This window comes from Acinetobacter sp. Brlt_5, assembly GCF_051949055.1.
Classification (GTDB): Bacteria; Pseudomonadota; Gammaproteobacteria; order Pseudomonadales; family Moraxellaceae; genus Acinetobacter; species Acinetobacter indicus.
Genome location: NZ_JAYJLP010000001.1, coordinates 220,584 through 238,576, shown reverse-complemented (window position 1 = coordinate 238,576; position 17,993 = coordinate 220,584). Strand labels below are relative to the sequence as shown.

General features: G+C 45.8%; 16 protein-coding genes and 1 pseudogene. 11 read left to right on the top strand and 6 right to left on the bottom strand.

What is annotated here, in order from left to right; genetic code table 11:
• Window positions 1-21 precede the first annotated feature (21 nt).
• On the top strand, window positions 22-1,167 hold the full coding sequence (locus tag VF685_RS01195) for a phospholipase A (protein WP_005177679.1): 1,146 nt from the start codon (window positions 22-24) through the stop codon (window positions 1,165-1,167).
• 71 nt (window positions 1,168-1,238) lie between these two features.
• Here VF685_RS01195 and VF685_RS01190 read toward each other — a convergent pair whose 3' ends face one another.
• The 3 genes from VF685_RS01190 to ilvA all read right to left on the bottom strand — a co-directional run bounded on the left by VF685_RS01190 (window position 1,239) and on the right by ilvA (window position 4,948).
• Complete coding sequence (locus VF685_RS01190; protein WP_440203518.1) at window positions 1,239-2,603, bottom strand: TrkH family potassium uptake protein; 1,365 nt, start codon at window positions 2,601-2,603, stop codon at window positions 1,239-1,241.
• Window positions 2,604-2,614: 11 nt separating this feature from the next.
• Complete coding sequence (locus VF685_RS01185) at window positions 2,615-3,265, bottom strand: potassium channel family protein (protein WP_005177682.1); 651 nt, start codon at window positions 3,263-3,265, stop codon at window positions 2,615-2,617.
• 144 nt (window positions 3,266-3,409) lie between these two features.
• A complete protein-coding gene (ilvA, locus tag VF685_RS01180) occupies window positions 3,410-4,948 on the bottom strand; it encodes a threonine ammonia-lyase, biosynthetic (RefSeq protein WP_005177685.1) in 1,539 nt (512 codons plus the stop codon).
• A gap of 107 nt (window positions 4,949-5,055) precedes the next feature.
• Between ilvA and rpiA the strand changes: the two genes are divergently transcribed.
• From rpiA to VF685_RS01145, 7 genes are all read left to right on the top strand, one after another.
• Window positions 5,056-5,727 (top strand): ribose-5-phosphate isomerase RpiA, encoded by a 672-nt coding sequence (rpiA, locus tag VF685_RS01175; protein ID WP_206862764.1) that lies wholly within the window; start codon window positions 5,056-5,058, stop codon window positions 5,725-5,727.
• A gap of 110 nt (window positions 5,728-5,837) precedes the next feature.
• Window positions 5,838-6,518, top strand: a complete 681-nt coding sequence (locus tag VF685_RS01170; RefSeq protein ID WP_168407360.1) for a M48 family metallopeptidase — start codon at window positions 5,838-5,840, stop codon at window positions 6,516-6,518.
• A 183-nt stretch (window positions 6,519-6,701) separates the two neighbouring features.
• Window positions 6,702-7,757 carry an N-acetyl-gamma-glutamyl-phosphate reductase gene (gene argC / locus VF685_RS01165; RefSeq protein WP_286384808.1) on the top strand — a complete coding sequence of 352 codons (1,056 nt, stop codon included), beginning with the start codon at window positions 6,702-6,704 and terminating at the stop codon, window positions 7,755-7,757.
• A 79-nt stretch (window positions 7,758-7,836) separates the two neighbouring features.
• Window positions 7,837-8,583 carry a DUF6776 family protein gene (locus VF685_RS01160; RefSeq protein ID WP_075167738.1) on the top strand — a complete coding sequence of 249 codons (747 nt, stop codon included), beginning with the start codon at window positions 7,837-7,839 and terminating at the stop codon, window positions 8,581-8,583.
• Between the two features lie 18 nt (window positions 8,584-8,601).
• Window positions 8,602-9,018, top strand: a complete 417-nt coding sequence (gene clpS, locus VF685_RS01155) for an ATP-dependent Clp protease adapter ClpS (protein WP_035363010.1) — start codon at window positions 8,602-8,604, stop codon at window positions 9,016-9,018.
• Between the two features lie 9 nt (window positions 9,019-9,027).
• Entirely contained in the window at window positions 9,028-11,304 is a 2,277-nt protein-coding gene (gene clpA / locus VF685_RS01150) for an ATP-dependent Clp protease ATP-binding subunit ClpA (RefSeq protein WP_440203517.1), read from the top strand.
• 111 nt (window positions 11,305-11,415) lie between these two features.
• The gene (locus VF685_RS01145) at window positions 11,416-11,769 is read left to right on the top strand and encodes a YnfA family protein (protein WP_005177718.1); all 354 of its coding nucleotides are present in this window, start codon (window positions 11,416-11,418) and stop codon (window positions 11,767-11,769) included.
• Window positions 11,770-11,852: 83 nt separating this feature from the next.
• Here VF685_RS01145 and VF685_RS01140 read toward each other — a convergent pair whose 3' ends face one another.
• The gene (locus tag VF685_RS01140) at window positions 11,853-12,326 is read right to left on the bottom strand and encodes a hypothetical protein (RefSeq protein WP_016658171.1); all 474 of its coding nucleotides are present in this window, start codon (window positions 12,324-12,326) and stop codon (window positions 11,853-11,855) included.
• Window positions 12,327-12,684: 358 nt separating this feature from the next.
• On the opposite strand from VF685_RS01140, the pseudogene VF685_RS01135 reads away from it, so the two are divergent.
• Window positions 12,685-13,938 (top strand): annotated as a pseudogene (locus tag VF685_RS01135) (MFS transporter).
• A 78-nt stretch (window positions 13,939-14,016) separates the two neighbouring features.
• Here VF685_RS01135 and argF read toward each other — a convergent pair.
• Together argF and VF685_RS01125 are read right to left on the bottom strand one after the other, a co-directional pair.
• Window positions 14,017-14,931, bottom strand: coding sequence for an ornithine carbamoyltransferase (gene argF, locus VF685_RS01130; RefSeq protein WP_005177730.1), 915 nt, complete (start codon window positions 14,929-14,931; stop codon window positions 14,017-14,019).
• A 114-nt stretch (window positions 14,932-15,045) separates the two neighbouring features.
• A complete protein-coding gene (locus tag VF685_RS01125; RefSeq protein ID WP_075167741.1) occupies window positions 15,046-15,696 on the bottom strand; it encodes a TetR/AcrR family transcriptional regulator in 651 nt (216 codons plus the stop codon).
• Window positions 15,697-15,922: 226 nt separating this feature from the next.
• Here VF685_RS01125 and prpB point away from each other — a divergent pair, with 226 nt between their 5' ends.
• Both prpB and prpC read left to right on the top strand, forming a co-directional pair.
• Window positions 15,923-16,807, top strand: coding sequence for a methylisocitrate lyase (prpB, locus tag VF685_RS01120; protein ID WP_016658168.1), 885 nt, complete (start codon window positions 15,923-15,925; stop codon window positions 16,805-16,807).
• A gap of 4 nt (window positions 16,808-16,811) precedes the next feature.
• Window positions 16,812-17,951 (top strand): bifunctional 2-methylcitrate synthase/citrate synthase, encoded by a 1,140-nt coding sequence (prpC, locus tag VF685_RS01115; protein ID WP_045795691.1) that lies wholly within the window; start codon window positions 16,812-16,814, stop codon window positions 17,949-17,951.
• Window positions 17,952-17,993 lie beyond the last annotated feature (42 nt).

Genomic DNA, 17,993 nt, shown 5'->3' with positions numbered 1-17,993 from the left:
AAAAACAATAGAGGAAGTTCTATGGCGTTCAATCCTGTTGAGCGCACAAGCTGGTCGCTGAGTGTTACTGCACTCAGCGCTTTGTTTGTGACACATGTACAGGCGCTGGAAGCAACGGTGGTCACCATTCCACCGACACCGGAAGCCTGTGTGGCGCTGGAGTCCAATGCCGAGCGTTTAGCCTGTTATGATGCTTTATTCAAGCTGCCGGAAGCGGAAAAGGCAGATCTGGTTTCCGAGCGTCAGGCAGCGCAGCAATTGGCCCCTCCACCAGAAACCGTTAAAGAAAAAATTGTGGCCGGGGTGAACAACCTGTTTTCACTGGAAGGTTCACATATTGATCCGAACGTGTCATTGCTGGATAAACGCTGGGAACTGGCACCCGAAAGCAAGCTGGGCACCTGGAATATCCGGGCTTATCAACCGGTGTATCTGATGCCGGGCTTCTGGACCTCCGATAAAAACGAACGTCCATCCAGTCCGAATGAAAACAATACCGTTACTGAAGCGCAGCAGCAGAATCTGACATCAACCGAAGCCAAATTCCAGTTGTCACTAAAAACCAAAGCGGTTGAAAACCTGCTGGGCGATAATGGCGATCTCTGGCTCGGCTATACCCAGTCCTCACGCTGGCAGGTTTATAATGGTGAAGAATCACGCCCATTTCGTGAAACCAATTATGAACCTGAAGCCAGTTTAATGTTCAGAACCAATTATGAGATTCTGGGCTTGAATGGGCGCTTGTTAGGCCTGACCTTGAACCATCAGTCCAATGGCCGTTCCGATCCGCTGTCACGGAGCTGGAACCGGGTCATTTTGAATCTGGGCTTTGAAAAGAACAATTTTGCGCTGATGTTGCGTCCGTGGTATCGCATTGAAGAAGACCGCAGTGATGACAACAACCCGGATATTAAAAACTATATTGGCCGTGGCGATATGCTGGCATTCTACCGCTGGAAAGATCATGATTTCTCGCTGATGTTACGGCATAGCCTAAAAGGTGGAGATGATGCGCATGGCGCTGCCCAGTTTGACTGGGTATTCCCGATTAGCGGCAAATTAAGAGGGCATTTCCAGCTGTTTGATGGCTATGGAGAAAGCCTGATTGATTATAACCACCGCGCGACCTATGTCGGCCTAGGTGTATCGTTAATGAACTGGTTCTAAATTCATGCACCCGCAAAAAGCCACTGTAGACAGTGGCTTTTTTAATTTCAGTTGATAACGGAACTCGCGCATCAACCAATCTGAATATCGGTGGTGGGATGTTGCAGGCGGCTGCGTTTAGGCGTGGCAATTAAATAGGCTAAGGTCAGTGGGCCTAAACGGCCGGCAAACATCAGCAGCATTAAGGCCACCAGACTTAAGGGTTGTAATTCCCCGGTAATCCCGCGAGATAAACCCACGGTACAGGCCGCAGAAACCGCCTCAAACAGCAAGTCCATAAACTCATGTTCAGGTTCCAGCAGCAACAGGCTGAAAATCCCGGCAAAGACTAAAAATGCAGTAATTGACACCACAGCCAAGGCTTTAAAGGTGGTTTTTTCCGGTACCGAATAATTAAACACCCGCACTTCATCGGCGCGTCTTAAAAAGCTGATCACGCTTAACACCACAATAATAAAGGTGCCGACTTTAATGCCACCGGCGGTACTTAAAGAGCCTCCGCCAATAAACATCAGAAACATGGTTAGCAAATTGGAAGCATCACTCATGCTGGCAATATCCAGACTGTTAAAGCCGGAAGAACGGGGGGCGGTGGCATGGAACCAGGCATTCCAGGCCTGATCGGTCAGGCTCATGGCGGCCAGCGTCGCAGGATTGCTGGCTTCGAGCAGCCAGATGGTGATAAAAGCAAACAGGTTTAAACCCAGAATAGTGGAAAGGATCAGCTTGCTGTTGGCGCTGAGTTTATGCCAGCGCCGGGTTTTTTTAATGTCCATTAGCACCACAAAGCCCACACCGCCAATAATGTAAAGCATGCTGATGGTAAAGGTAATCAGGTACTGGTCGGCAAAGCTCATTAAACTGTTGGGAAATAATGAAAATCCGCCATTATTGAAAGCCGAGACACTGTAAAAGGCGGCATAGAAAAAGGCTTCCAGAAAATCATAATCCTGCAGCCAGGCCAAGGTCAGAATAAAGGTGCCGATGCCTTCAAAAAACAGTGAATAGAGTAATACGCCTTTAATGGTAAAGCCCACCGTCGCCAGACTGGTCTGACCAATGGTTTCCTGGGCCATCATCTGCTGTTTTAAGCCAATTTTCGGTGACAGGCTCATGGCGGCCAGAATTGCGAAAGTCATAAAGCCCAGCCCGCCACATTGCAGCAACAGCATAATCACAATCTGGCCAAATACGGTATAGGCCTCGCCGACATTGACCACCGACAAGCCGGTAATGGTCACCGCAGAGGTGGCAGTAAATAAAGCCTGTAACCAGCTCAGGTCCCCCTCATGGGCAAAGGGCAGTTTAAGTAGCAAGGTCCCAATCACAATAAAGCTTAAAAATCCCAGTGCGAGCAGACTCGGCGGGCTTAAATTGACCGTGGTTGCTGTGCTGGGCTTCGCCGTATTTTTATAGGCAGTCTTATTCTTCGTCATGTGGTTCATGGCTATTTAAAATGCTTGGATAAGCGTTTCAGCTGTTCAACCTGGCCTTCAAGCACCAGAATATCGCCTTGCTGCATAATTAACTGCGGATCGAGGCTGAACTGAATCTCGCTGCCGCGTTTATGCAGCAGGGTTTTCACTTCTGGCGCATGACCGATAAACTCATGATAGCGCGTACCGTTTAAGGCTTCAGTGACTTCCACTTTGACAATAAAGTGGTCATCTTCCAGCGCCATATAGCGGCTGACCATCGGATAACTCAGTGACTGGGCAATGCGGACACCCATATCTTCTTCCGGATGAATAATTTTGCTGACCTGCAGATGGGTCAGAATCATGTGATGGGCTTTGGACTTGGCTTTGACATAAATTTTTTCCAGCCCCATATTTTTCAGATGCAGCACACATAAAATACTGGCTTCAATATCTTCACCAATGGCCACCACCACCGCATCACAGTTCTGGATATTCAGCTCCTGTAGCACGTGTTCGTCGGTGGCATCGGCAATCACGGCATGGGTAATTTCCTCGGCAATATTTTCCACATACTTTTTATTAATATCGATGCCAATCACATCATGTTTCAGGCTGACCAGTTGCGTGGCAACGGTGGCACCAAAACTGCCTAAGCCAATGACTGCAAATTGCGCCATAGTGTGTTCCTAATTACATTTTTATGGTTAGCGTGAATATAAATTTATTTTAAAGATCAGGTGGATATTTACATCATTTTTCTTAGGGTGTTTGTGTAAACCAATAAAAAACCGCCAGCAAATGGCGGTTTTTTAAACTGGATTTTATTTCAGGAAGCGCTGATAACCTAAGTTATTGCTAATTTCCGCATATGGATAGCTAATGCTTTCCAGGGTTTCAATCAGCCCGTCCGGGTTCTGTTTGGCATCGCTGGCTTCCAGACCCACCAGCACACGGCCTTCGGCGGCGCCGTGGTTACGGTAATGGAACAGGGTGATGTTATGGGTCGGGCCTAAACGCTCCAGGAAGGTCAGCAGGGCGCCTGGACGCTCCGGAAATTCCACCCGGAACAGACGTTCATTTTCAATATCGGCATGACCGCCAATTAAATAGCGGATGTGCAGTTTGGCCACTTCATCATCGGACAGATCATCAACATCATATTGCACTTTCAAGGCCTCAAAGATGTCATGACGTTCTTTTTCACCGCCTTTTAAGCTAATGCCGACAAAGACCTGTGCGGCCGATGCATCACTGGCACGATAGTTAAACTCGGTAATATTACGGCCTTGCAGGGCGCGGCAGAAGTTCAGGAAAGAGCCTTTCTGTTCTGGAATAGTCACCGCAAAAATCGCTTCTTTGCGCTCACCGAGTTCAGTGCGCTCGGCGATATAACGCAGGCGGTCAAAGTTCATGTTTGCGCCGCAAACAATTGACACGATATTTTTGCCAATCAGCTCATGCTGCTCGACATATTTTTTGATGCCGGCCAAGGCCATAGCACCTGATGGTTCCACAATGCTGCGGTTTTCATCAAAAGTATCTTTAATTGCAGCGCAGATTTCATCAGTATTCACCAGCACCACATCCGGTTCGACAATCGGGCCAGAGTTGTCTGATTTTTGCAGGCGAATCACATCAAATGGTTTTTCACCAATCTGTGCCACGGCGGTTCCATCGGCAAACAGACCAACCGAAGGCAGAACAATACGCTCACCGGCTTCTAAGGCTGCTTTCAGACAGGCTGATTCATCATATTCCACTGGAATGACTTTGACATGCGGAGCGACATCACCCAAGTACGCTGCTACACCGGCAATCAGGCCACCGCCACCTACGGCAACAAAGACATAATCGACATCGCGCCATTGACGTAAAATTTCATTGGCGATGGTGCCTTGGCCGGCCATGACCAGTTCATCATCATAAGGTGGAATGAAGGTCATGCCATCATCCTGGGCACGCTGAATGGCATATTTGTTGGCCACATCAAACGAATCGCCGTGTAGTACTACTTCGCCACCTAAACGTTTTACCGCCTGTACTTTAATATCTGGCGTGGTTTTAGGCATCACGATAATGGCACGAATCCCCAGTTTTTTTCCTGAAAGAGCCACGCCTTGAGCATGGTTGCCGGCTGAAGCTGTGATCACGCCACGTTCTAACTGCGCTTTAGGTAGTTGGCTAATACGGTTATAGGCACCGCGTAGTTTGAAAGAAAAGACCGGTTGTAAATCTTCCCGCTTGAAGCGGATGTTGTTATTCAGTCGTTCACTAATTCGTGGCGCTGCTTCGAGTGGGGTTTCGATTGCAACATCGTAGACTGTTGCTTGTAAAATTTGTCGAACCAAACGAGACAGCATGTTAATCTTCCATCTAACAGTTTAAAATAGGGGTTTATTGTAACAAACCCCTGTACATTTGGGCTGTAAAATCAGCATCAAATGTCAAAAAATAGTTGAGCGAAGTCATGAGTCTGTATGCAACCCAAGATGAGAAGAAACAAGCTGCGGCAAAAGCAGCCTTAAAACATTTGCCTAAAGGCGGGATTCTGGGTGTAGGCACAGGCAGTACCGTCAATTTCCTCATCGATTTATTGCCTGAATTGCAATTGGAAGCGGCTGTAGCCAGTTCTGAAGCAACGGCAGAGCGCCTGAAAAAGCTGGGTATTGAAGTCGTGGATATGAACAGCGTGGGCGGTTTAGATGCCTATGTCGATGGCGCAGATGAAATTGATCGTCATATGCACATGATTAAAGGTGGCGGTGCGGCGTTAACCCGTGAAAAAATTGTCGCGTCGATTGCGAAAAAATTTGTTTGTATCGTCGATGATTCAAAATGGGTTGAACAGTTGGGCCGTGAATTCCCGCTACCGGTTGAAGTAATTCCAATGGCGCGTTCTGCTGTGGCGCGCAAGCTGGTCGCACTTGGGGGTGATCCGGCGTACCGTGAAGGTGTGGTAACCGATAACGGCAATGTGATTTTAGATGTTTATAACCTGAATATCTTAAATGCACTGGAACTGGAAAAAACCATCAATGATATTCCGGGTGTGGTGTGTAACGGTATTTTTGCTGTAAACAAAGCTGATATTGCTATTGTTGCAACCAATAACGGTATCGAAGAGCGTACTGCAATTTAAACTTAACAGCTTTAAGAGTTAATCTCCCCAAACCCCTCTTTAAAAAAGAGGGGCTTTTCTCCCTCCTTTATTAAAGGAGGGTCGGGGAGGACTCTCTAAAAAGAACAATAATGACATTATCCGACCTTCCTGAAATTCAAATCACCCGTAATGTTCGTGCGACGCGACTGCGTTTACGTGTCGATGGTCAGCAGATTAAAGTCACGGCGCCTGTTTTTTGTAGCAATCGTCAAATCCAGAAATTTATTGCCGATGCCGAAAGCTGGCTGTTAAAAACCTGGCAAGCGCAACAGGCCCAGTTGCAGCGGGTTGATCAGAGCCTGCCTGCTGAATTACAACTGTTTAATCTCAATACGCCTATTCAGATTAGTTATCAGAGCCAGAAACAGAATTTTATCTGGGATGAATCTGCTTTACAGCTGTGGATTAGTGATCGGCATCCTGAAGCTTATTTAAAAACTTTTATTATTGCCTATGCCAAGCAGCATTTGCCGCTGTATTTAGAACAGTTGAGTCTGGATACTGGGCTGAACTTTAACGGCTGTAATATCCGCCAGCCGAAAACCCGTTGGGGCAGTTGCTCGGCCCGCCACGATATTATGCTGAATAGTGCGCTGGTATTAATGCCAGAAGCGATTTGTCGTTATGTCTGTGTGCATGAGTTGGCGCATACCCGCCATTTTGATCATAGCCCGCGCTTTTGGGCAGAGGTGGCGCGGCATGATCCTGAGTTTCAGCAGCATCGACAATTTTTAAAACGCTTTCAGTTGCCATATTGGTGGTTGGGGTGAGGGTGCCGGGTCATCCTTGTTGAACTCACCCATTCCTCGTTCATTTTCTTGAAAAATCAGTACTCTGATCGATCCAATAGGCACATAAGACAAAAAACCATCAATACCGAGTAAAAAGGTTTAGAAAGCACAAACTTCCTGTCATACTACTGCTTTATTGAACATAGCACACTTGATTGAGGTATGAACGTGATTTCAGTAGGTATTGTCGGCGGTACAGGTTATACAGGCGTTGAACTTTTACGTCTTTTACTACGACATCCAGAGGTACAGGTCACTGTATTAACCTCACGTACTGAAGCTGGTCGCCGTGTCGATGATATGTTCCCAAGTCTGCGTGGTCATACCGATTTATGCTATTCAGATTTAAATATTGAAGATTTAAAACAGTGTGATGTGGTGTTCTTTGCCACGCCGCACGGTGTTGCCATGAAACACGCGGCCGATCTGGTTGCTGCCAATGCCAAAGTGATTGATCTGGCGGCAGATTTCCGTTTACAGGATTTGGCCCAATTCGAAAAATGGTACGGCATGGAACATGCGTGTCCGGACATTCTTAAAGATTCAGTTTATGGTTTATCTGAACTGAACCGTGAGCAGATTAAAACAGCACAGGTGATTGGCAACCCGGGCTGTTATCCAACTACCGTGCAATTAGGTTTGGCGCCATTATTAAAATCTGCTGAAACCTTGATTAAACCTAAAAGCATTATTATTGATGCCAAATCAGGCGTATCTGGTGCCGGCCGTAAAGCCAGCCTGGGCATGATTTACTCTGAAAATGCCGATAATTTCAAGGCTTATGGGGTGGCAGGTCACCGTCATCATCCGGAAATTGTGGAAGCATTGGAAAACATTTCTGGTCAAAAAGATGTGTTTAACCACATTGTGTTTGTGCCGCATTTAGTACCGATGATTCGTGGCATGCTCAGCACCATGTATATTGACCTGACCGATGCAGGGGATGCGGCAGATGTACAGGCGCTGTATGAACAGTTTTATGCGCAAGAGCAGTTTGTAGATGTAATGCCAGTAGGTAGCTCACCGGAAACGCGTTCAGTACGCGGCGCCAACCAGTTACGTATTGCGCTGTACAAGCCGCAACCGAAGAAACTGGTGGTGCTGGTGGCACAGGACAATCTGGTGAAAGGGGCAGCCGGTCAGGCGGTACAAAACATGAACCTGATGTTTGGCTTTGCAGAGCAGGCTGGCCTAGAGGTGATTGGTCTATTACCATAAGAAACGCTTTTCGACTTCACACACATTTAGATTTCGATTTAAATGTGTGGTTTGAATGCAATCAAAACAAGAGATGACGATGCAGAATACGGATACCAATACCACGTCACAACCGACGCCACCGAAAAAACCTTTTATGCAAAGCAATTTACCTCTCGTACTCGGTGCAGCTGTATTAATGTTAGGCAGCGGCTTTTTGGGCTATTCGGTGGGGCATCGTCAGGGTTTGACTGTGGTCGGTTATGATGCCGATGCAGAGCAGCTGGTTGAAGTCGTACAGGAACAGAAAGTTCGTCTGGAAAGCCTGAATAAAACCCTGAATGCAGCGGTTCAGGAGCGTGATGTAGCGGTCAGCAATGCCAATGACCTGTATGCGGCCCTGAATCAGGCACGTAATGATAAAATCCAGGCCGATGGCATGGGCAATTTATACCGTGAAGTGCTGCGTGATCGGGGTGGTTTAAGTCTGACCATCCAGAATATTGGGATTAAACCTTTACCCGATAATGCCTATGAATATCAGCTCGATCTGGTGCAGATCAGCCCGAATAAGCGCCGTGCTTCAGGCAATGTTGAACTGCGTCTGATTCAGGGCACCGAGGTGCTGGTGGTGCCCATGGAAGACAATAATTTCAATTTTGATAATTATGAGCGCCTGACCGGCCGCTGGACCATGCCAAAAGGCTTTAGTCCGCAATTTATTGAAGTGCGTTTAACTGGTAGTACCCCTGTGACCAAACGATTCAGCTGGGCACGTGGAAAAGCCACGGAAGCGCCTTCTGCCTTTATCTCTGAAATACCGCAAGCAGAAGCCACTGCGCAATAACTGTGAAATAAATCTCTTATGCGAAGTAACAAACGACCAATTTGTTTAAACGAAATCAAACAGTCTTTTCAGCAGTCTGGCATGGTGGACTGGCATTTTAATCCGCGTTTAAGTACGGATGAGCCGAATGAGCATGAGGACGGAGACATTGCCGTACAGACGGCACCGCCTGAATTAAAGCGTCCACCACTATACGCTGTCGTTTTATTGAACGATGACTATACCCCAATGGACTTTGTAATTGAAATTTTACAACAATACTTTGCAATGAATCTTGACCAAGCGACTCAAGTAATGCTAACTGTACATTACGAAGGAAAAGGTATTGCAGGGGTTTATCCGCGAGACATCGCAGAGACCAAAGCAAACCAAGTCAATAATTACGCTCGATCTCAAGGTCATCCATTACTTTGTCAGATTGAGCCTAAAAACTAAGGGGGTTACATGCTCAGTCGTCAATTAGAAGTATCATTACGTTTGGCTGTTAGCATGGCTCGTCAAAAGAGACATGAGTTTCTGACGGTAGAACATTTATTATTGGCTTTGCTCGACAATGATTCTGCAGTAAATGCGCTAAAAGCATGCGGGGCAGATATTATTGTGCTGCGCAAAGAACTTGAAGAATATGTAGAACAACATACCCCTAAACTCGGTGAAAACAGCGATCAGGCACCGCATCCAACGGAAAGCTTTGACCGTATTTTGCAACGAGCAATTTTCCATGTGCAATCCAGTGGTGGTGATCGCACAGTCGAAGGCGCAGATATTCTGGTTGCGATGTATTCGGAACGGGATTCTTTTGCCGTATATCTATTAAAACGCCATCAAATTAACCGTTTAACCTTAACTCAGTATCTTTCTCATGGTACGCGTAAAGAAGAATCGCAAGCCGAAGAAGAAATTGAAGAACTCGATGGGGAAAGCTCAACTTCGGCCAATAGCGGTCCGCTGGAGCTATACACCACCAACCTCAACAATGAAGCGGTGAAGGGTAAAACTGACCCACTGATTGGCCGTGAAAAAGAAATTGAACGCGCCGCGCAAATTTTATGTCGCCGTCGCAAAAACAACCCGCTGCTGGTCGGTGATCCGGGGGTGGGTAAAACCTCAATTGCCGAAGGTCTGGCCTGGTTAATCGTGAATGGTAAAGCGCCAAAACCATTGCTCAATTCAGAAATTTACAGTCTGGATATTGGTGCCTTGGTGGCCGGAACCAAATATCGCGGTGATTTTGAAAAACGCCTGAAACAGCTGTTAAACGCGCTAAAGAAAAAGCCGGAAGCGATTTTATTTATTGATGAAATCCACATGATTATTGGTGCCGGTTCCAGCATGGGCAGCACCATGGATGCCTCGAACCTGATTAAACCGGCGCTAGCCAATGGTACTTTGCGTTGTATCGGTTCGACCACGTTCCAGGAATATCGTCAGGTCTTTGAGAAAGACCATGCCTTGTCGCGCCGTTTCCAGAAAATTGATGTCAATGAGCCATCAATTCCTGAAACTATTGATATTTTACGTGGCCTGAAATCGAAATTTGAAGATTTCCACCATGTGCAATATGACGATAAAGCGCTGGTTTCTGCGGTTGAGTTGTCATCTAAATACATCAATGACCGTTTCTTGCCAGACAAAGCCATTGATGTGATTGATGAAGCAGGTGCGCAGCGCCGTTTAAGAGCTGAGCAAGATGATACTTTAATCACAGTAGAAAACATTGAAGATATCGTCTCTAAAATTGCACGTATTCCACCTAAAACCGTATCGAAAGATGACAAGACTGTACTTGAACATCTTGAGCGTGATTTAAAACGTGTGGTCTTTGGTCAAGATGAAGCTATTGAAGCGTTAGCATCAGCAATTAAACTGTCACGTGCTGGTTTAAAAACACCAGACAAACCAGTGGGTAGTTTTGTATTTGCTGGCCCGACAGGCGTTGGTAAAACCGAAGTTACCAAGCAGTTGGCAAAACTGTTGGGTGTGGAATTGGTTCGCTTTGATATGTCTGAGTACATGGAGCGCCATGCCGTTTCACGTTTAATTGGTGCACCTCCAGGCTATGTCGGTTTTGATCAGGGTGGCTTACTCACCGATGCGATTCATAAAAATCCGCATTGTGTGCTGCTACTCGATGAAATTGAAAAAGCGCATCCTGATGTATTTAACCTATTGCTGCAAATTATGGATCATGGTTCATTGACCGATAATAATGGTCGTAAATCAGACTTCCGTAATGTGATTTTGGTTCTGACCACTAATATTGGTGCGGAAAGTATTTCCCGCGTGAGCATTGGTTTCATGGATCAAGACAACAGTAATGACAACCAAGAAGCGATGAAAAAAGCCTTCTCACCTGAGTTCCGTAACCGTTTGGATGGGGTCATTCAATTTAAAGCTTTACCTACTACAGTAATTGAAAATGTAGTGGATAAATTCTTGACTGAATTACAAGCGCAGTTGGATGATAAAAAAGTCATTCTGGAGGTTGATCAAGATGCGCGTGAATGGATGGCTGAACATGGCTATGACCGTTTAATGGGTGCACGTCCAATGCAGCGCTTAATTCAGGAACACCTGAAGAAACCACTGGCAGAGATGATCCTGTTTGGTGAGCTGGCGGAACATGGCGGCAATGTAGCTGTATCGGTCAAGAAAGAAAACGGTAAAGCCACCGGTTTGAAACTCGAAGTATTTGAAGATCAAACCGCTGAACCGGCTTAATCCTGTACTTGAATATAAAAGCCCGTGTACGCACGGGCTTTTGTTTGCTTAAGGCTTACCTTTTTTGCCTTTCTATTGGAAAGCTGCGCGTCACTTGTATTGTGAGTTTTTATGGATTTTTCTATCACTAAAATTCTGACCACGGTTTGCCTGTTCTTGGTGACGGCGGTGGCGGAAATTTTGGGCTGTTACTTTCCTTATTTAATTTTGAATCAGGGGAAATCACATTGGCTCTGGTTGCCTACGGTATTGGCTCTAGCGGTATTTGTCTGGCTGTTAACCTTGCATCCGGCAGCATCAGGGCGAATTTACGCCGCTTATGGTGGAATTTACATTTTTACCGCGCTGATGTGGCTGAAATTTGTCGATCAAGTCAGTTTAAGTCGTTGGGATCTGCTGGGTGGTCTGGTGGTGATGTGCGGCGCGCTGATTATTATTTTGCAGCCACAAGGACTGGTGCGTTAATTTTTCTATTGTTATTGTGGGCTGAAAATGGGAATTTACTGCGGCAGGATTTACTACCGCAGTTAGTGATTAATCGGGTTGGTTTAGAATTGACATTCCGAATTTTTTAGCTGTAACTGATACTGCTGCTGCGCCGAGCTTAACTGCAGCTCAATCCGGTAGGGATTGACGCGTTGGAACTGATGCTCAAAAATCATCTCGCAATTCTGCAGTAAATTCTTTTTCATGATTTTTTTCACTTCGCTATGGCCAACATCCTGAGCAAACTGCTCGAAATCCGGGCTGCTAATCAAACCTTTCACTTCAACTCGGTCTGCAAATAGCTGCATCTGTTCAATAATCGTATTCTGATCGACCTGATACGGCAGGGTGCGTGAATCTTCCACACTAATAATATTCAGAATTTCATTAAGTCCGGTCGTATTCTTGATTTTGTACTCGGCATCAATGATCTGTTTTTGTTGCAGATACTGGTCCAGTTCACTGGCATGGCTGGTGAATGAAAGGGCACTGAGTCCGAGGGCTAAAACTGTCGACAAATAGATTTTATTGTTCATTCGAGTCACACATTATGAGCTGTATTCTAGACATTTATATCAACATGAATAGGGCGGATAAGCAACCATCCGATCTGGCTTTATCTCTATAAATTTAAGAAATATATAATCTATTTATCTATAAATTATTGTGTTTAAAGACTTTTTAACTAAAAAATTGATCAAAAATTACATTTTATTTTTTGTGTGAAGTTTCCATTAAAAGTTATATTGGCAACGTGCTTATGCTGTATCTAAGCAAAAATATCTCCTTATGTGGCAAGAGCTTATCGCCTCTACATGAGAAATTTCAATAAATTAAAAATGAGGAAGATAAACCTTGAGCCAAGCTTAAACCAAACAGGAAAAAGCCAGTCGAATTAAGGGAATTATCGGGGCGGCCTCGGGCAACCTCGTCGAATGGTTCGATTTCTATATCTATGCTGTATTTGCGGTTTACTTTACCCAAGCGCTGACTGCACCGAACATGGATAGTTCTACCTAGGCCATTTATGTCTGGGGGGTATTTGCGGCAAGCTTCTTTATGCGTCCGATTGGCAGCTGGCTGTTTGGACGTATTGCCGATAAACATGGCCGTAAAAAGTCCATGGTGATTTCCATCTGCCTGATGGCCTTCAGTTCCTTTCTGTTCGCTGCATTGCCGACTTATGAGCAAGTCGGGATGGCGGCACCGTTCCTGCTGTTGCTGGTGCGTTTGTTACAAGGCTTGTCGGTTGGCGGGGAATATGGTGCGGTTGCCACCTATATGAGTGAGCTGGGTTTAAAAGGTCAGCGCGGCTTTTTTGCCTCGTTCTAATATGTGACTTTAACCGGCGGACAGTTACTGGCCAGCTTGCTGGGTGTAATTTTCCTGAGTTTTATGACCGAGCAGCAGTTACAGGATGGCGGCTGGCGTATTCCGTTTGTGATTGGTGGTCTGGCTGCCATTGCCTCACTGCTGGCACGAAGCCGTCTGGAAGAAACGTTGTCACATGAAGACAGCGATAAAGAAGAGTCGGGCAGCTTAAAAGAGCTGTTTAAAAATCACTGGAAAACTTTCTTGCTGGTGGTGGGCTATACCTCGGCGGGTTCACTTAGTTTCTATGTGATTACGGTTTATTCCAAAACCTATCTGACCAATATCGGCATTGATTCGCAGACGGTCGGGCTAATCATGACGGGCTGTATTTTTATTCTGATGGTGGCGCAGCCATTCTTCGGGATTTTATCAGACAGGATTGGTCGCAGAAATTCGATGCTGCTGTTTAGTGGTCTGATGGCGATTGCCATTTATCCTGTTATGGCAATCGGGATGCGTGCCTTTAGTGATTCACCCATGATGGTGGCCTTGCTGTTGATTTTCCTGATGATGCTGTTAAGTCTGTATACCTCGATCAGTGGAATTGTAAAAGCGGAAATGTTCCCGCCGCATGTGCGTGCACTCGGTGTTGGTTTCTCTTATGCGGTTGGTAATGCAGTATTTGGCGGCTCAGCCCCTTCATTGGCTTTACAGTTTAAATCAGCCGGTATTGAAAACAGTTTCTTTATCTATGTGATTGTGATGCTGGTGATCTGTTTCTTCTATAGTCTGCAAATTCCTCGTGAAGCGCGCTATTTAAAAGATGATCATTAATCCGGATTTCATGACTTGATCAAAACGAAAAAAGCACCGGGAATGAACGGTGCTTTTTTATCTTGATGCGGTTAGCAATTATTTTAAATGCTCGTTGATCAGGAATTCCATTAGGGCTTTTTGTGCGTGTAGACGGTTTTCCGCTTCATCCCAAACCACAGAATTTTTATGATCCAGCATATTTTCTGAAATTTCTTCACCGCGGTGTGCAGGCAGGCAGTGCATGAACAGACAATCTGGATGCGCTAGATCCATGAGGCGTTCATTAACCTGATAGTTGGCAAATGCCTGTTCACGGATTTTCTGTTCTTCTTCTTGACCCATGCTGGCCCACACGTCGGTCACGATTAAATCGGCATTGACTGCGGCATCTTCAGCAGAATCGACCAGTTCAACACAGTGAGCAAATTCAGACAGGAATTTTTCTTGTGGCTCATAACCTTTAGGTGCGGCCACTTTCAGCTTGAAGCCCCACATGTGTGCCGCTTCAATATACGAGTTACACATGTTGTTGCCATCACCAATCCAGGCCACGGTTTTGCCTTCGATTGGACCGCGATGCTCAAGGAAGGTTTGCATATCGGCCAGTAATTGACATGGATGATGATCGTCAGTTAAGGCATTAATCACCGGCACTTTGGAATAAGAAGCAAAACGCTCCACAATGTCATGTCCAAAGGTGCGAATCATGACAATATCCAGCATGCTTGAAATCACGCGTGCTGAATCTTCAATAGGCTCACCACGACCTAACTGGGTGTCGCGTGGAGATAAGAAAATTGCGCTACCACCAAACTGATTCATACCAGCTTCAAACGATACACGGGTACGGGTACTCGACTTCTCAAAAATCATGCCCAAAACTTTACCAATAAAAGGTTGGAAAACTTCATGCTGATGCTGCTTGCGTTTAAGTTCAATTGCGCGTTGCAAAATCTGGTTAAGTTCTAAAGTCGACAGGTCGCGTAAAGTGAGAAAGTGACGTAGAGCCATTCGTTACTCCACAATAATTGCTGAAATTGAAATCAAAACAACAATTAGTTGTTGGTTGGTTAAATAAAACAGGGAATCGGCTAATATACTATATTGAATCGAAATTGCAAAAAACTAGACGATTTGGTGACCTTGCAGAAAGTGATCGACACAGTAATGAATATAGTCATCTGTGGTTTGCGGGTCATCCTGAACAGGCAAGCCCATTAAAATCCGCCATTCCAGATTACGCAGAATGCCAAAGAACAGCTGCGCTGAATAAAGTGAATTCTCACAGCGAATCAGACCCTGGGCGGCGGCATGATCCAGCGCATGTGCAATGGAAGTTTGCAAATGCTTGGGGCCTTGTTCATAGATATAACGCGCCAGTTCCACATTGTGCTGGGTGCGCTCCAAAATTAACCTTAAAAAGGCAGAATTGGCCGGCACACTTAAATGGCTTTTAAAATTATCTAGTGTATGAATTAAATAAGCCCGTAAATCACCCTCAAAAGATTCAAAGGGTAAGCAAATGTCTTTAAAGAACTTTTCCGCACGATAATCACAAATGGCGGTAAACAGGCCTTCTTTATTGCCAAAATATTTATAGATAAAGGCCTTGGAACCACCGGCATGATGCACGATATCATCCAGCGAGACAGCATCGTAGCCATGTTCCAGAAACAGGTCATTGGCGCTCAATAATAAAGCCAGACAGCGTTCATGCCCACGCTTGGTCGGAGGGACATCTTTGCTAAAGGGTTCTAACTGAGCCAAATCATGCATAATCAGGGAGCAGGCCGCCAATTGGTAAGGAATAAATATAATTGTAGCAAATATATGACCGCTTGGCATGGAATAGCGTAGACGGAAATGTATTGACTTTTTTCTTACAGATTTACTTGAATATTTGACTAAAGTTTTAGGGACTTTATTCTAATTGGTCATGGTTTAGGCAAAGATTCTGAGTATACTCAAGCCTCAATAATTAGAAACTACTGTGGAAAGGACGATGACAGAACAAACATCTGCAGGCTTAAGATTCAGACAGGCGCTGGACACGGAAAAGCCCTTACAAATTATCGGTACAGTCAATGCCTATGCAGCCATGATGGCAAAACAGGTCGGCTATAAAGCCATTTATGTATCGGGTGCAGGTGTCGCCAATTATTCCTACGGTTTGCCGGATTTGGGCATGACCAGCCTCGATAATGTCCTGGAAGATGTACGCCGTATTACAGAACGTGTCGATACACCTGTGCTGGTGGATATTGATACCGGCTGGGGCGGTGCATTTAATATTGGCCGTACCATCAAGCAAATGATTGCAGCAGGTGCTGCTGCGGTGCATATTGAAGATCAGGTGGCGCAAAAACGCTGTGGCCATCGCCCGAACAAGGAAATTGTGACCCAGCAGGAAATGGTGGATCGTATTAAAGCGGCAGTCGATGCCAAAACTGATCCCAACTTTGTGGTGATGGCGCGTACCGATGCCTTGCAAAAAGAAGGTTTACAGGCGGTGATTGACCGGGCCTGTGCCTGTGTCGAGGCAGGTGCAGATGCCATTTTTGCAGAAGCCATGACCGACATTACCATGTACAAAACTGTTTGTGATGCAGTCGGTGTACCGGTACTGGCCAACATTACCGAATTTGGTGATACACCGTATTACACCACTGATGAACTGGCTGAGCAGGGCGTGCGTATGGTGTTATATCCATTGTCGGCAACACGTGCAATGCAAAAAGCAGCACTGGAAGTGATGCAGTCGATTCGTGAGCATGGCACACAAACCCATGTGCTGGATAAAATGCAGCAACGCAAAGAATTATATGAATTTTTAGATTACCACACCTTTGAAAACACATTAGATAAACTGTTCAAGCAGGAGAATTAAAACAATGGCTGAAGGAAAAGTACTGACTGGCGCTGGATTGCGCGGACAAGTCGCAGGGAAAACCGCATTATCGACAGTTGGAAAAAGCGGTGCGGGTCTGACCTATCGTGGTTATGACGTGCAGGATCTGGCAGAAAACTGCCAGTTTGAGGAAGTCGCTTATCTGATCTTCTTTGGTGAATTACCTACCACCGAACAGCTAACCAGCTATAAAGCCAAGCTGAAATCTTTACGTCAGTTACCAGATGCACTAAAAGAAGTACTGGAGCGTATTCCGGCCGATTCACATCCAATGGATGTGATGCGTACTGGCGTGTCGATGCTTGGCAATCTGGAAACCGAACAGTCGTTTGATGTGCAGCAAGATGTTGCCGACCGTATTCTGGCCGCTTTACCGGGCATTATCTGTTACTGGTACCGTTTTAGCCATGACGGCGTACGTGTTGATGAAAACACCGATGATGATTCAATTGGCGCGCAATTCCTGCATCTGTTACGTGGTGAAAAACCCAATGAGCTGCATGAGCAGGTGATGAACGTATCGTTAATTCTGTATGCAGAGCATGAGTTTAACGCATCCACCTTTACTGCACGCGTGTGTGCATCAACCTTGTCTGATATGCACTCATGTATTACCGGCGCGATTGGTTCACTGCGTGGTCCACTGCACGGTGGCGCCAATGAAGCGGCCATGGAAATGATTGAAAACTGGACCTCTCCAGAAGAAGCTGAGCGTGAAATGCTGGGCATGCTAGAGCGTAAAGAAAAGATCATGGGCTTTGGTCATGCTATTTACAAGGACAATGACCCGCGTAATGGCATTATTAAAGTCTGGTCAGAGCGTCTGGCCAAAGATGTAGGTGATACCGTACTTTATCCGGTATCGGTCCGCTGTGAAGAAGTGATGTGGCGCGAGAAAAAACTGTTCTGTAACGCAGACTTCTTCCATGCTTCGGCTTATCACTTTATGGGTATTCCGACCAAGCTGTTCACGCCAATCTTTGTGATGTCGCGTGTGACCGGCTGGGCGGCGCATGTGATGGAACAGCGTGCAGATAACCGTATTATTCGTCCAAGCGCGGATTATACCGGTCCAGAGCTGCGTAAAGTGGTGCCAATTGCAGAGCGTACCTCGGCGGCTTAATCTGCCGTGTCATTGAATAAAGCCTCATTTGAGGCTTTATTT